The following is a 13924-nucleotide window of genomic DNA, read 5'->3' on the forward strand; positions in this document are numbered from 1 at the left end:
CGGATGGCCGAGGCTCTGCCGCGCTGGGGCCTCGCGTCCACCATAAAGGCACCGGATGCGGAGATCCTCCGCTTTGCCGCCTGGCACCTGGAGCAGGGCGCACACCGGCTCTACATCTATCTCGACGATCCCGACAGCACGGTCTACCCGCTGCTCAAGGCGCATCCCCGTATCCGAGTACGCCGCTGTACCGAGGGCTGGTGGAAAAAGCTGCAGGGCAAGCGCCCCGTCAAGCACCAGGTCCGGCAATCGCTCAACGCCACCCATGCCTATGCCCGCCCGGCCGAGGTCGACTGGCTGATCCACATGGACGCGGACGAATTCCTGCAGCCCGACATCTCTGTGGCGGACACACTGGCCGGCCTGCCGGCTGACGTTCTGACAGCGCGTGTCAGGCCGGAAGAATCACTTGCCGGCAGCGCGGAATGCTTCAAGGCGTTCATTCCGTCGGGCCCCGACCGCCAGGCCATCGTCAACCGGCTTTACCCGACCTTCGGATCCTACCTGCGCGGCGGCTTCGTCAGCCACACCGCCGGCAAGCTATTTGTCCGCACCGGGCTGGGCGACCTGACGATCCGCATCCACAACGCCTTCCGAGGCGAGGACATGAACCCGTCCGAGGCCGAGCCGGGCGACATAGCCCTGCTGCATTGCCATGCACGGGACTGGGACGACTGGCTCGCGCATTACCGCTATCGCCTTGCCCATGGTTCCTATCGTGCTGACTTGCCTGGGCCCCGTCCGGCCGAGAAGGGTGGCATGTCCCTACACGACCTGTTCCGCTGGCTCGAGGCGGACGCGGGTGAGGACGGCCTGCGCGCCTTCTACGACGAGGTCCTGTCCGACGCGGCCGGCCTGCCCGACCGGCTGTCGGCCGAGCGCCTCCTGCGCCGCCATGACCTGCAGCTGGACCGGCTCGTGCGGAAACACTTCCCGGGCTAGCCCCCCAGAATGTCGTCTTTTCGGCAACATCCACCCCGCAATCGCAACGATGTTTGACCGGGGCGCAAGAATTTGCTATGCGCCCGGCAGGAGAGCGATGTCTCCTGTGCGTCACCATCCGGGTGATGCGCCCCATAGACGTGCGGGCCAAATCAGTGTCCGCGACCAACGGACACATATGACAAAATTTTCTGATCTGAACCTGAACCCCAAGGTCCTGAAAGCCGTGGAAGAGGCGGGCTATGAAACGCCCACGCCGATCCAGGCCGGGGCCATTCCGCCGGCGCTCGAGGGCAAGGATGTCCTGGGCATCGCCCAGACTGGCACCGGCAAGACCGCAAGCTTCGTTTTGCCGATGATCACCGCACTTGCCCGCGGCCGCGCCCGCGCGCGGATGCCGCGCAGCCTGGTGCTGTGCCCGACGCGCGAACTCGCCGCGCAGGTGGCAGAGAATTTCGACACTTATACCAAGCACCTGAAGCTGACCAAGGCGCTGCTGATCGGCGGCGTGTCCTTCAAGGAACAGGACCAGTTGATCGATCGGGGCGTCGACGTGCTGATCGCCACACCCGGCCGCCTGCTGGACCATTTCGAACGCGGCAAGCTTTTGCTGACCGGCGTGCAGATCATGGTCGTGGACGAAGCCGACCGGATGCTCGACATGGGGTTCATCCCCGATATCGAACGCATTTTCTCGCTGACGCCCTTCACCCGGCAGACGCTGTTCTTCTCGGCCACGATGGCGCCCGAGATCGAGCGGATCACCAACACCTTCCTGTCGAATCCCGAGAAGATCGAGGTTGCCCGCCAGGCCACCGCGTCGGAGACGATCGAACAGGGCGTGGTGATGTTCAAGGCCTCGCGCCGCGACCGGGAAGCCAGCGAGAAGCGGAAGCTGCTGCGCGCCCTGATCGACGCCGAAGGCGACAAGTGCACCAACGCGATCGTCTTCTGCAACCGCAAGTCGGATGTGGATATCGTCGCGAAATCGCTGAAGAAATACGGCTATGACGCGGCCGCGATCCATGGCGACCTGGACCAGAGCCAGCGCACCAAGACGCTGGAACAGTTCCGCGACAAGACGCTGCGATTCCTGATCGCCTCCGATGTCGCCGCCCGCGGGCTCGACATCCCATCGGTCAGCCACGTGTTCAATTTCGACGTCCCCTCTCATTCCGAGGATTACGTGCACCGGATCGGCCGCACCGGTCGCGCCGGGCGCGACGGCAAGGCAGTGATGATCTGCTCTGCCCGCGACGACAAGTACCTCGATTCGATCGAGAAACTCCTCCAGAAGGAGATCCCGCGCATCGAGAACCCGCTGAAATCCGAGGCTGCGGCTGAGGCGCCAGCGCCGAAGAAGACCGAAGCGAAGAGCACCGAGCCGAAGCAGACCGAATCGAAGCAGACCGAATCGAAATCGAGCGCCCGCTCGACGGAGCCGAAGGCCGAGAGCACCGCGAGCAAGCCGAAATCTTCGTCCTCGTCGCGCACGCGCAGCAACAGCAGCCGCTCCGGCCGCAGCCGCGACGATCAGCATCACGGCAACAAGGTCGTGGGCATGGGCGATCACCTGCCCAGCTTCATCGCGATGAGCTTCGAGGAACGCCGGGCCAGCTGAACCTGCCCCGGGATGGACATGCAAAAAACGGCGGAGCCTTGGCTCCGCCGTTTTTTTGTCGTGTTCGGATGAACGGGGCAAGCGGTGGGGTACAACCCCACCCTACGCAGCTGGTGTAGGGTGGGGTTATACCCCACCGCCACCGAGCCGTTCCGGGCCTATCCCAGCCGGCTGATGACCACCATCGCTTCCGGCTTACGCCCGATCTCGTCCATCGCCGTCTTACGCGCCTGCTTGCGCAGAAGCTCTTCCAGCGCATCGTCGTTCATCAGCGTCTTCGCCCCGGCCCGGCCGACAGCCTGGGCCAGGTCGGCCTCCAGCACCTCGGCCAGCGCCGCCTTGGACCGTCCCGTTTCCGGCAGCCCCATCAGTTCGACCCAGGGTTCGCCCAGCGGTTCGTCGTCCTCCAGGATGATCGTCACCACGACGATCCCGTTCAGCGCCATGCGGATCCGGTCGCGGACGACCCCGTCCAGCGCGCCGATCTTTATCGACCCGTCCAGGTAGGTCTTTGTCACGTCGATGTATTCCTCGACGGTCGGCGCATTGCCCGACAGGTTCAGCATGGTGCCGTTGGTCGCGATGATCCCCATCCGGCCCTTGCTTTCGGCCAGGCGCACATGTTCGCGCAGATGGCGATGTTCGCCATGCATCGGGATCACCATCTGCGGCGCCACGATATCCTGCAGACGCTCCAGGTCGGGACGGTTCGCGTGCCCGGAGACGTGGTAGCGGCCCGAGGTATCGTCGACGACGTCGATGCCCTTCTCGGAGAACTGGTTGATGATCCGGATCACACCGGATTCATTGCCCGGAATGGTCTTGGAGGAGAACAGGAACAGGTCGCCCTCCTTCATCTCCAGCCCCAGGTACTTGCCCCGCGCCAGCTGCGCCGAGGCCGCCCGCCGCTCGCCCTGGCTGCCGGTGACCAGCAGCATCAGGTTCTCCCGCGGGATCTGGGTCGCGTCTTCCGGGCTGACCACCGAGGGGAAATCGCTCAGCACGCCGCTTTGGACGGCCGCCTCGACCATCCGACGCATCGCGCGGCCCAGCAGCACGATCGACCGGCCGGCGCGATCCCCGGCCTCGGCCAGGGTCTTCAGCCTCGCGACGTTGGACGCGAAGGTGGTCGCCACGACCATCCCGGGCGCGCTGGCCACCAGCTCTTCGATTGCCGGTCCGACCTCGGATTCCGACCGGCCCGGATGGGTCGAGAACACGTTGGTGCTGTCGCACATCAGCGCCCGCACCCCGACCGAGGACACCTCGGCCCAGAGGTCCGGGTCAAAGGCTTCGCCCACAACCGGGTTGCTATCGATCTTGAAGTCGCCGGAATGGATCAGCCGCCCCTCGGGCGTGTCGATCACCAGCGCGGCGCTTTCGGGGATGGAATGCGACACCGGCAGGAACCCCACCGTGAAGGGGCCCGCCTGCACCGTCTCGGGCCAGGCCGAGGCAAGGTGCACCGCATCCTCCGGGTGGCCCTGTTCGGCCATCTTGCGCCGGGCGATGTTGCCGGTGAAGGCCCGCGCGTAGATCGGTGCCTGCAACGCCTCGTAGTGATGCGCGACCGCGCCCACGTGATCCTCGTGGGCGTGGGTGATAAAGATCGCCTCCAGCCGGTCGGCACGTTCCGCCAGCCAGGCGATATCGGGCAGGATCAGGTCCACGCCCGGGGTTGTCTCCATATCGGAGAAGGCCACGCCGAGATCGACGAGGATCAGCCGTTCCTCGCCCTTCTTCCCGTAGCCGTAGACATAGGCATTCATGCCAATTTCGCCTGCCCCGCCAAGGGGGAGGTATATCAATCGTTCACCGCTCATGGCTTATGGAATTTTCCTTGTTATGCTTATGGATGACAGTCAAGCCATGCATTGTCAGATCGTCTTCGTAGGCATCGAACAGGTCGACGCTTTGCTGGAACAGGGGCGCCAGCCCGCCCGTCGATATCACCCGCATGTCGCGGTCGCGCTCGCCCTTGATGCGCGCGCAGATTTCCTTGACCAGGCCCACGTAGCCCCAGAATACGCCAGATTGCATGCAGGCCACCGTGTTGGTGCCCACCACCCGCTGCGGTTTCGAGATGTCCACATGCGGCAGCGCTGCCGCCGCCTGGTGCAATGCCTCGAGGCTGAGGTTCACGCCCGGGGCAATCACGCCCCCCACGTAGGCGCCGTCTTCCTCGACCACGTCGAATGTCGTGGCGGTGCCAAAGTCCACGACGATGATGTCACCGCCGTACTTGTCATAGCCAGCCACCGTATTCACCAGCCGGTCCGGCCCGACGGCGGTGCCGGCATCCACGCGCACATCCACCGGCAGCAGGCAGTCGGGCCGGCCGACCACGATGGGGCGCGTGTTGAAATAGCGGTCCGACAGGACCCGAAGGTTGAAGACCACGCGCGGCACGGTCGAGGACACGATCACATCGGTGATATCCGCCTCGATCCCCTGGAATTCCATCAGGGTCGACAGCCACACGTAATACTGGTCTGCCGTGCGCTGCCATTCGGTCGCCGTCCGCCACGTGGCGACAAAAGCGGTCCCGTCCCAGATGGAGAACACGGTGTTGGTGTTGCCGCAGTCGATGGCCAGGAGCATCGCACCCCTCCTCTTCAGAAGAAGACATCCGCCGCCGGAATGGCGACAACGCCCCGGGCGGTCTTTAGGACAAGATTGCCGGCGTCGTCCACCGTCTGAAACGTGCCAGAGGTTTCCGACGTTGCGGTCCGCGCGGTAATGACCTCGCCCAGCCGGGCCGCGCGGTCAAGCCAGGCGGTGCGGATTGGGCCGAAGCCATAGGTCGTGAAGTCCCTCTCATGGCGGTCATAGGCGATCGCCAGGTGGTCCAGCAGGGTCTCGGACTCAACCTGTGCGCCGGTCTCGGACAGCAGGGACACCGGGCGCACGGCGCCCGCCTCGACGTCGGAGGCTGGCGGCGCATCCACAAGGTTCACGCCGATACCGATCAGCAGGTGGCTCATCGCCGTCCCCTGCCCCGCGCTTTCCAGAAGGATGCCCGAGACCTTGCCGCCGTTCAGCAGCACGTCGTTGGGCCATTTCAGAGCCAGCCCCTGCGCCCGGCCCGACACCGCGGCCAGCGCATCAAAGAGCGCCAGGGCCGTCACGAAACTGCGCAGGGCCGCGACCTGAGGCGGCTCAGCGGGGCGCAGCACGAGGGTCGCCGCGAAATTGCCAAGGGGGTTTTTCCAGGCCCGGCCGCGCCGCCCACGGGGCGCCGTCTGTTCATGCGCCAGGATCCATTCCGGACCGGAAAGAGACGGCGCAAGCCGCGCCGCCTCGTTCAATGTGGAATCAACCGATTGCAGGATCCGCCGGCCATAGCCGGCGGGCCAGCCATCAATGGACAAGCGTTGCCGCAGCGGCCGCGGCCGCGCCTTCGATGCCGAAGAGGTTCACGATACCCAGCAGCATCGCCGCCGCCGAGGCTGCCAGGAAGACCGACAGCACCGGTGCCTCGGTCCGGTCCAGCTCCTCTCCGGTGTCCGAGCCGAAGTACATGTAGTAGACGATGCGCAGGTAGTAGAAGGCGCCGATCACCGAGGCGACCACGCCGGCAACCGCCAGCCATGCCAGCCCGCCTTCGTAGGCGGCGCGCAGCACGTAGAGCTTCCCGATGAAGCCCAGCATCGGCGGCACACCGGCCAGCGAGAACATCAGCACCAGCATCGCCAGCGCACGCCCCGGCTCCTTGCGGGCATAGAGGTTCAGCGCGTTGATATCGGTAACCGGCTGGCCGTCCTTCTCCATCATCAGGATGAAGGCGAAGGTGCCGACGTTCATCGCGACGTAGATGGCCATGTAGACCAGCATCGCCTGCACGCCGAATTCGGTCCCCGAGGCCAGGCCCATCAGGGCGTAGCCCATATGCGCGATCGAGGAATAGGCCATCAGGCGCTTGATGTTGGTCTGTCCGATGGCCGCGATCGCGCCCAGGAACATCGACAGCAGCGACAGCATCGCGATCACCTGCTGCCAGTCGCCCACGGCCCCGCCAAAGGCATCGAACAGCACCCGCGCGAACAGCGCCATGGCGGCGATCTTCGGCGCTGTGGCGAAGAAGGCGGTGATCGGCGTCGGCGCGCCTTCGTAGACATCCGGCGTCCACATGTGGAACGGCACGGCCGAGACCTTGAACGCCAGGCCCGAGATCACGAAGACCAGGCCAAAGAGGAAGCCCACCGGCAGTTCCCCGGTATGCGCGGTCTCCACGATGTTCGAGAACAGGGTCGAGCCCGAGTAGCCGTAAACCAGCGAGGCCCCATAGAGCAGTAGGCCCGACGACAGCGCGCCAAGCACGAAGTACTTCAGGCCGGCCTCGGTCGATTTCACGCTGTCGCGGCGCAGCGAGGCCACCACGTAAAGCGCCAGCGACTGCAGTTCGAGCCCCATGTAAAGCGCCATCAGGTCCCCGGCGGAAACCATGACCATCATCCCCACGGCGGCCAGCGCCACGAGGATCGGGTACTCAAAACGCAACAGCCCGCGGCGCTGCATGTATTCCTGGCTCATCACCAGGATCGCGGCGGCGGAGCCCAGGATCGCGACCTTGGCAAAGCGCGAGAAGGCGTCATCGTGGAACATGCCGTTGAAGGCCACATGCGTGGCACCGTCAGAGCGCGTCACGATCCAGATCGCCAGCACGAGCATGAGCCCGGCCGTGCCCCAGACGAGGCCCGGTGCCAGCTTGTCCTTGCCGGTGTAGACCGCGACCAGCATGGCCGCCATCGCGGCCAGCGCCAGGATGATCTCTGGCATGATAATGTTCAGATCAGCTGAGATGGAGGACATGTCGTCGGCTCCTTAGTGCGAGGAGGCGACCTGACCGGCGGCATCTGCCGCGGCCACAGCCGTCTCGACGGAGGATTGCAGTGCTGCCGTCGCGGGCCCGATCACATCGGTGACCAGCGACGGGTAGACGCCAAGCAGAAGGGTCATGGCGACGAGCGGGGCAAAGATCCACTTCTCGCGCGCGTTCATGTCCTTGATGGTCTTCAGGCTTTCCTTGATCAGGTCGCCGAACACGACCCGGCGGTACAGCCAGAGCGCATAGGCGGCCGAGAAAATCACGCCGGACGCGGCCACGGCCGTGACCCAGGTGTTGACCTGGAAGGCGCCCATGAGCGTCAGGAATTCACCGACGAAGCCGGAGGTGCCCGGCAGGCCCACGTTGCCCATGGTGAAGAACATGAAGACAAGCGCATAGGCCGGCATCCGGTTCACAAGGCCGCCGTAGGCGTCGATGTCGCGGGTGTGCATCCGGTCATAGATCACGCCGACGCAGAGGAAGAGCGCGGCCGAGATGAAGCCGTGCGACAGCATCTGGAAGATCGCGCCGTCGATCCCCTGCTGGTTCGCGGCAAAGATCCCCATGGTGACAAAGCCCATGTGCGCGACCGAGGAATAGGCGATCAGCTTCTTCATGTCCTCCTGCACCAGCGCCACGAGCGAGGTGTAGACGATCGCGATCGCCGACAGCCACAGAACGAAGGTCGCCATCACGTCGGACCCCACCGGGAACATCGGCAGGCTGAAGCGCAGGAAGCCGTAGCCGCCCATCTTCAGCAGGATCGCGGCCAGTACGACCGACCCCGCGGTCGGCGCCTGCACGTGCGCATCCGGAAGCCAGGTGTGCACCGGCCACATCGGCATCTTCACCGCGAAGCTGGCGAAGAAGGCCAGGAACAGCAGGGTCTGCATCCCGCCGATGATCTGGACTCCGAGGATCGAGAAGGTCTCCGACGCGAATTCATGGGTCAGCAGCGTCGGGATGTCGGTGGTGCCGGCATCCGAGAACATCGCCACCATCGCGACCAGCATCAGGACCGAGCCGAGGAAGGTGTAGAGGAAGAACTTGAACGAGGCGTAGATCCGATCCTTGCCGCCCCAGATCCCGATGATCAGGAACATCGGGATCAGCCCGGCCTCGAAGAAGATGTAGAACAGCACCAGGTCCAGGGCCATGAACACGCCCAGCATCAGCGTTTCCAGCGCCAGGAAGGCGATCATGTATTCCTTCACCCGGTCCGTCACGTTCCAGCTGGCCAGGATGGTCAGCGGCATGATGAAGGTGGTCAGCAGTACGAACAGCACCGAAATCCCGTCGACGCCCATCTTGTATTTCAGGCCAAGAAGCCATTCGCCCTCTTCCACGAACTGGAAGCCGGTGTCGGAGGGGTCGAAGCCGAACAGGATGAAAAGCGAGACCACGAAGGTCGCCGAGGTCGCAAAGAGGGCCACCCATTTCGCGTTCCGCTGGGCGGCCTCGTCGTCCCCGCGCAGGAACAGCGCGAGGATCACGGCCGCGACGGCGGGAATGAAGGTGGTAATGGAAAGGAGGTTATCCATCAGTTCGCTCCTCCGCCGAGCGTCATCCAGGTGATCAGAAGCGCGATGCCGATCACCATCGCGAAGGCATAGGTGAAGATGAAGCCCGATTGGGCCCGTCCGGCAAGCCGCGTGAAGAAGGGCACGACGCCCATGGCGATCCCGTTGAGGAAGCCGTTGATGATACCGACATCCCCGCCTTTCCACAGTACACGGCCGATGGCCACGGCCGGCTTGACGAAGACCGCGTCGTAAAGCTCGTCGAAATACCACTTGTTCTTCAGGAACAGGTACAGCGGGCGCTGGTTCTCGGCCAGTGCCTTGGGCAGCGCCGGGTTAACCATGTAGAACAGGTAGGCCACGCCGAAGCCAAGCAGCATCGCGATGAAGGCCGACAGCTTCACCCAGACCGGCGAGGCATGGGCATCGTCCAGCACGTGGTTGTCGGGCGCCATGTAAAGCGCGCCCTCGCCCGGTTCGCCGGCGAAGACATAATGATGTTCGCCGCCATGGGCCGCATCGCCGCCTTCCGCGTCGGCATGCGCCTCGTCGGCGGTGCCGTGCTCTTCGCCCGTCTCTGCGCCATGGCCCGTATCGGCCGCCGCATGACCGTCTTCTTCATGCGCACCGGCCTCGGCCACGGGGATCCCGTAGAACTTGCCGACCTGATCGGCATGGCCGAAGAAGTTGGAATACCAGATCATCCCGGCGAAGACCGCCCCGAAGGACAGCACGCCCAGCGGGATCAGCATGGTCATCGGGCTTTCATGGGCATGTTCATGGGTATGCTTGTCGCCCCGCGCCTCGCCGAAGAAGGTCAGGAAGATCAGGCGCCACGAATAGAAGCTGGTCAGCGCCGCGGCGATCACCAGCAGCCAGAAGCCGTAGCTGGAGCCACCCGCCCAGCTGCTTTCGATGATCGCGTCCTTCGACACGAAGCCGGCAAAGCCGAACCAGCCGGTCAGCGGGATGCCGACACCGGTGATGGCCAGCGTGCCCATCATCATGCCCCAGAAGGTATAGGGCATCTTCTTGCGCAGGTTGCCATAGTTCATCATGTCCTGCTCGTGGTGCATCCCGTGGATGACCGAGCCGGCGCCCAGGAACAGAAGCGCCTTGAAGAAGGCATGCGTCAGCAGGTGGAACATCGCCGCCGAATACATGCCGACGCCCGCGGCCACGAACATGTAGCCCAGCTGCGAACAGGTCGAATAGGCGATGACGCGCTTGATGTCCGTCTGCACCAGGCCGATCGTCGCCGCGAAGAAGGCCGTCGTCGCCCCCAGCACGGTGATGAAGCCGGTCGCATGCGGCGCGAATTCATAGATCGGCGACATGCGGCAGACCAGGAAGACCCCCGCGGTCACCATGGTCGCGGCGTGGATCAGGGCCGACACGGGCGTCGGGCCTTCCATCGCGTCCGGCAGCCAGGTGTGCAGGATCAGCTGCGCCGATTTACCCATCGCGCCGATGAACAGAAGGATGCCGATCACCTCGGCCGCGTTCCATTCGGCCCACAGGAAGGTGATCTGCGTTTCCGCGATGGTGGGCGCCGCCGCGAAGATGTCCGAGAAGGAGATGCTGTCGACCAGGAAGAACAGGGCGAAGATCCCCAGGGCAAAGCCGAAGTCTCCGACCCGGTTGACCACGAAGGCCTTCATCGCCGCCTTGTTGGCCGAGGGCTTGCGGTAATAGAAGCCGATCAGCAGGTAGGATGCGAGGCCCACGCCTTCCCAGCCGAAGAACATCTGCGCCAGGTTGTCGGCCGTCACCAGCATCAGCATGGCGAAGGTGAACAGCGACAGATAGGCGAAGAACCTCGGACGATAGCTTTCGTCGTCGCGGAAGTTCTCGTCATGCGCCATGTAGCCGAAGCTGTAGAGATGCACGAGCGACGAGACCGTGGTGATCACGATCAGCATGATCGCGGTCAGGCGGTCCAGCCGGATCATCCAGTCGATCGAGAGCGTGCCGCTTTCGATCCAGCGCATGATGGTGATCTGTTCGGTCACGCCATCGAAGCCGATGAAGGTGATCCACGACAGCAACGCCGACAGGAACAGCAGCCCGGTGGCGGTCCACTGGGCGGCCTTTTCGCCGATCAGAGGCCAGCCGAAGCCGCAGATGATGGCGCCCACCAGGGGCGCGAACAGGAGAATGGTTTCCATGAGCCCCTCAGCCTTTCATCATGTTTGCGTCTTCCACGGCGATCGTGCCGCGGTTGCGGAAGAAACAGACGAGGATCGCAAGCCCGATCGCCGCCTCTGCCGCGGCCACGGTCAGCACGAAAAGCGTGAAGACCTGGCCAACCAGGTCGTCCAGGTAAGACGAGAAGGCCACGAGGTTGATGTTCACCGCCAGAAGGATCAGCTCGACGCTCATCAGCAGGATGATGATGTTCTTCCGGTTCAGAAAGATCCCGAAGATGCCGATGACGAAAAGCGTCGCCGCCACCGTCAGGTAATGTTCAAGTCCGATCATGTGTTCACCATTCCAGTAGCGGGTGGCCGTGTTTCGCGCAGGCATGCTGAGCGAGCGGGGCAACGGGGTCGCCCTGCTCGAACGTCGCTTCCTGCTGTTCGGTTACCGGCACCGGAAACGCATCCGGTGCAACGGTGCCCTCGAAGGGCGTCGTGAAGGTCTTGTTGACGCAATCGAACTGGTGCACCGCGTATTGCGGCCCCGCGTCCGTGTCCTGACGGGAGCTCAGCTGCACCTTGCCATCGCCGAAATACTCGCTCGCCACGTCGAAATGCTTGTCGATATCGGCGATCTCGGTGTCCTGCGCCAGGGCCGGCCCGGCCAGCATCAGGCTGGTCAGGATCGCCCCGGTACCGGCCGGAATGATCCGATCTGTCAGAAAGCTTTGCATCCGTCAGCCCCTCCGCCGTTCGAGCGCATGAAATTCGTCGCGGCGCGTCGCCCGCACGGGCAGGCTCTGTCGCTTCGGCAGGTCCCGCAGGCCCGCACCGGTCATCGGCAGCATCACCAGCAGAAGCGCCGCGATTGCAAGGATGTGCTCAACTCCGCTCATTCCCGTCCTTCCGGCCCGCCCTTGGGCCTGTCCGTCTCTCGTCCGTGGCAGGCCTGGGCCCGCTCTTTCATGCCGGGCGCCGCGGCGCCCGTTGCGTTCCAAGAGGCGCGCTCAGCGCCCGTTCGTTCCGTTCGGCATCCGCCGCCGCAGCAGCCAGGGTCCGACGCGTGCGCCCATCCGGCCGGGGATCCGCGGCATGAACCGCGCCGCCATCAGCGGCATCCGCCCCCCGGACCGTCTTTGGTAGACGCGGAAGACCAGCGCGGTCAGACCGGCCTTGACCAGCCAGAGCCCGGCAAGGCCGGCCACGCCGACGGTCTGCAGGACCTGCTCGGCCATGCCGAAGAGACCGCCGGTCATGCTCAAAGACCCTGCCCCGGTTTCACGTCGCGCAGCTCAAGCGCCTTGGCCGGATCGCGATAGATCTGGGCCAGGATGTTCTGGCGCTTGACGTCCTGGCGGTGGCGCAGCGTCAGGACGATCGCCCCGATCATCGCCACCAGCAGGATCAGGCCTGCCAGCTGGAACAGCAGGAAGTACTGGTCGTAAAGGATAAGCCCCAACGCTTCGGTGTTGTGCCGGTCGACCGGCATCGGCTGCGCGCGCATCGCCTCGGCGGCGCTGTTGGCGTCCCAGGCACCGAAGGCCATGGCAAACTGCATCAGGATCACGACCCCGATCAGCAGCGCCAGCGGCATGTATTTCGCCATCTCCGCCTTCAGCTCGGCAAAGTCGACATCCAGCATCATCACCACGAACAGGAACAGCACGGCGACCGCCCCCACGTAGACGATGATCAGCAGCATCGCGACCAGTTCCGCGCCCAGCAGCACGAAAAGCCCCGCCGCCGACAGGAAGGCAAGGATCAGCCACAGCACCGAGTGAACGGGCTGGCGGCTGATGACGGTGAAAAGCCCGCCCGCAATCACGCCAAGCGCGAAGAGGTAAAAGGCAAAGACGGTCATGGCTGATCTTCCTCCTTGTCGGCCATTGCCTCCTGCGCAAGCTCCAGCGCGCGGGACATCGCCGGGATCCCGGCGAAAAATGACATCTGGCCGATGGTCTCGACGATTTCCTGTTTGCGGGCGCCCGCCTCGACCGCGTGTTTCACGGTCTGGCGGACGGCGCTGTCATTCTGCGCGCCCTGCATGGTCAGCCCGGCCAGAGTGAGCAGCAGGCGCGTCTTGGCGTCCAGCCCCTCGGTGTTGACCTTGTTGCCGAACCACAGCTCCATGACGTCCTTGGGCATGGTGGGCCACAGTTGCTCGAACCCCTTGGGCGAGAAATGCTCGAGCGCCGGGTTCATGGCCTTGGCCATGTCCCGCGCCTGCTGCATCATCAGCTCGAAAGGGTTCGAGGGTGTCTCGCTCATCTGTAGGGCGCGTCCAGTTCCAGGTTGTGCGCGATCGCGGCTTCCCAGCGTTCGCCGTTCTCGAGAAGCTTGGCCTTGTCGTAGAAGAGCTCTTCGCGGGTCTCGGTCGAGAACTCGAAATTCGGCCCCTCGACGATCGCATCCACAGGGCAGGCTTCCTGGCAGAAGCCGCAGTAGATGCATTTCGTCATGTCGATATCGTAGCGCGTGGTGCGGCGGCTGCCGTCCTCGCGCGGCTCGGCGTCGATCGTGATCGCCTGCGCGGGACAGATCGCCTCGCACAGCTTGCAGGCGATGCAGCGTTCCTCGCCGTTGGGATACCGGCGCAGCGCGTGTTCGCCGCGGAAGCGGGGCGACAGGGGGCCCTTCTCATGCGGGTAGTTCACGGTGGCCTTGGGCCCGAAGAAGTACTTCAGCCCCAGTTGGAAGCCCTTGAAGAAATCGGCGAGCAGGAAGTATTTCGCCGCGCGTCCATAATCGATCTGCGTCATGTCTGCTCCTTATCCCTGCGGGCCCGGCGCGGGCGCCGGGGGCGTGGGGATGCGTGCGATGAGGTCTGCCGGCGATATCATCCCGAGGCCACCGGCGTCCGCGATTGGATTGATGC

The 13924-nt window shown here is 64.4% G+C and carries 15 protein-coding genes; 2 read left to right on the forward strand and 13 right to left on the reverse strand.

Annotation, left to right across the window (positions count from 1 at the left end):
* Positions 1-3 precede the first annotated feature (3 nt).
* The gene (locus ATO3_RS04425) at positions 4-942 is read left to right on the forward strand and encodes a glycosyltransferase family 2 protein (RefSeq protein ID WP_088648554.1); all 939 of its coding nucleotides are present in this window, start codon (positions 4-6) and stop codon (positions 940-942) included.
* A gap of 178 nt (positions 943-1120) precedes the next feature.
* Complete coding sequence (locus ATO3_RS04430) at positions 1121-2563, forward strand: DEAD/DEAH box helicase (protein ID WP_088648555.1); 1443 nt, start codon at positions 1121-1123, stop codon at positions 2561-2563.
* A 158-nt stretch (positions 2564-2721) separates the two neighbouring features.
* Here ATO3_RS04430 and ATO3_RS04435 read toward each other — a convergent pair whose 3' ends face one another.
* From ATO3_RS04435 to nuoI, 13 genes are all read right to left on the reverse strand, one after another.
* The gene (locus ATO3_RS04435) at positions 2722-4386 is read right to left on the reverse strand and encodes a ribonuclease J (RefSeq protein ID WP_088648556.1); all 1665 of its coding nucleotides are present in this window, start codon (positions 4384-4386) and stop codon (positions 2722-2724) included.
* Positions 4376-5164, reverse strand: coding sequence for a type III pantothenate kinase (locus tag ATO3_RS04440; protein ID WP_088648557.1), 789 nt, complete (start codon positions 5162-5164; stop codon positions 4376-4378). Before ATO3_RS04440 ends, ATO3_RS04435 begins: the two co-directional genes overlap by 11 nt.
* 14 nt (positions 5165-5178) lie before the next feature.
* A complete protein-coding gene (locus ATO3_RS04445; RefSeq protein WP_088648734.1) occupies positions 5179-5928 on the reverse strand; it encodes a biotin--[acetyl-CoA-carboxylase] ligase in 750 nt (249 codons plus the stop codon).
* Entirely contained in the window at positions 5924-7375 is a 1452-nt protein-coding gene (nuoN, locus tag ATO3_RS04450; RefSeq protein ID WP_088648558.1) for an NADH-quinone oxidoreductase subunit NuoN, read from the reverse strand. Before nuoN ends, ATO3_RS04445 begins: the two co-directional genes overlap by 5 nt.
* A gap of 12 nt (positions 7376-7387) precedes the next feature.
* A complete protein-coding gene (locus tag ATO3_RS04455; protein WP_088648559.1) occupies positions 7388-8932 on the reverse strand; it encodes an NADH-quinone oxidoreductase subunit M in 1545 nt (514 codons plus the stop codon).
* The gene (nuoL, locus tag ATO3_RS04460; RefSeq protein ID WP_088648560.1) at positions 8932-11079 is read right to left on the reverse strand and encodes an NADH-quinone oxidoreductase subunit L; all 2148 of its coding nucleotides are present in this window, start codon (positions 11077-11079) and stop codon (positions 8932-8934) included. Before nuoL ends, ATO3_RS04455 begins: the two co-directional genes overlap by 1 nt.
* 7 nt (positions 11080-11086) lie before the next feature.
* Complete coding sequence (gene nuoK / locus ATO3_RS04465) at positions 11087-11392, reverse strand: NADH-quinone oxidoreductase subunit NuoK (RefSeq protein WP_088648561.1); 306 nt, start codon at positions 11390-11392, stop codon at positions 11087-11089.
* Between the two features lie 4 nt (positions 11393-11396).
* Positions 11397-11783, reverse strand: coding sequence for a hypothetical protein (locus ATO3_RS04470; RefSeq protein ID WP_088648562.1), 387 nt, complete (start codon positions 11781-11783; stop codon positions 11397-11399).
* A gap of 3 nt (positions 11784-11786) precedes the next feature.
* Positions 11787-11945 (reverse strand): hypothetical protein, encoded by a 159-nt coding sequence (locus ATO3_RS28770; protein WP_158217900.1) that lies wholly within the window; start codon positions 11943-11945, stop codon positions 11787-11789.
* A gap of 111 nt (positions 11946-12056) precedes the next feature.
* Positions 12057-12305, reverse strand: a complete 249-nt coding sequence (locus ATO3_RS04475; RefSeq protein WP_088648563.1) for a hypothetical protein — start codon at positions 12303-12305, stop codon at positions 12057-12059.
* A gap of 2 nt (positions 12306-12307) precedes the next feature.
* Positions 12308-12910, reverse strand: coding sequence for an NADH-quinone oxidoreductase subunit J (locus ATO3_RS04480; protein WP_088648564.1), 603 nt, complete (start codon positions 12908-12910; stop codon positions 12308-12310).
* Entirely contained in the window at positions 12907-13317 is a 411-nt protein-coding gene (locus ATO3_RS04485; RefSeq protein ID WP_088648565.1) for a carboxymuconolactone decarboxylase family protein, read from the reverse strand. The genes ATO3_RS04480 and ATO3_RS04485 overlap by 4 nt, the downstream gene beginning before the upstream one ends.
* A complete protein-coding gene (gene nuoI / locus ATO3_RS04490) occupies positions 13314-13808 on the reverse strand; it encodes an NADH-quinone oxidoreductase subunit NuoI (protein WP_088648566.1) in 495 nt (164 codons plus the stop codon). Before nuoI ends, ATO3_RS04485 begins: the two co-directional genes overlap by 4 nt.
* Positions 13809-13924 lie beyond the last annotated feature (116 nt).

The sequence above is a fragment of the Marinibacterium profundimaris genome, from assembly GCF_002210095.1.
Lineage (GTDB): Bacteria > Pseudomonadota > Alphaproteobacteria > Rhodobacterales > Rhodobacteraceae > Marinibacterium > Marinibacterium profundimaris.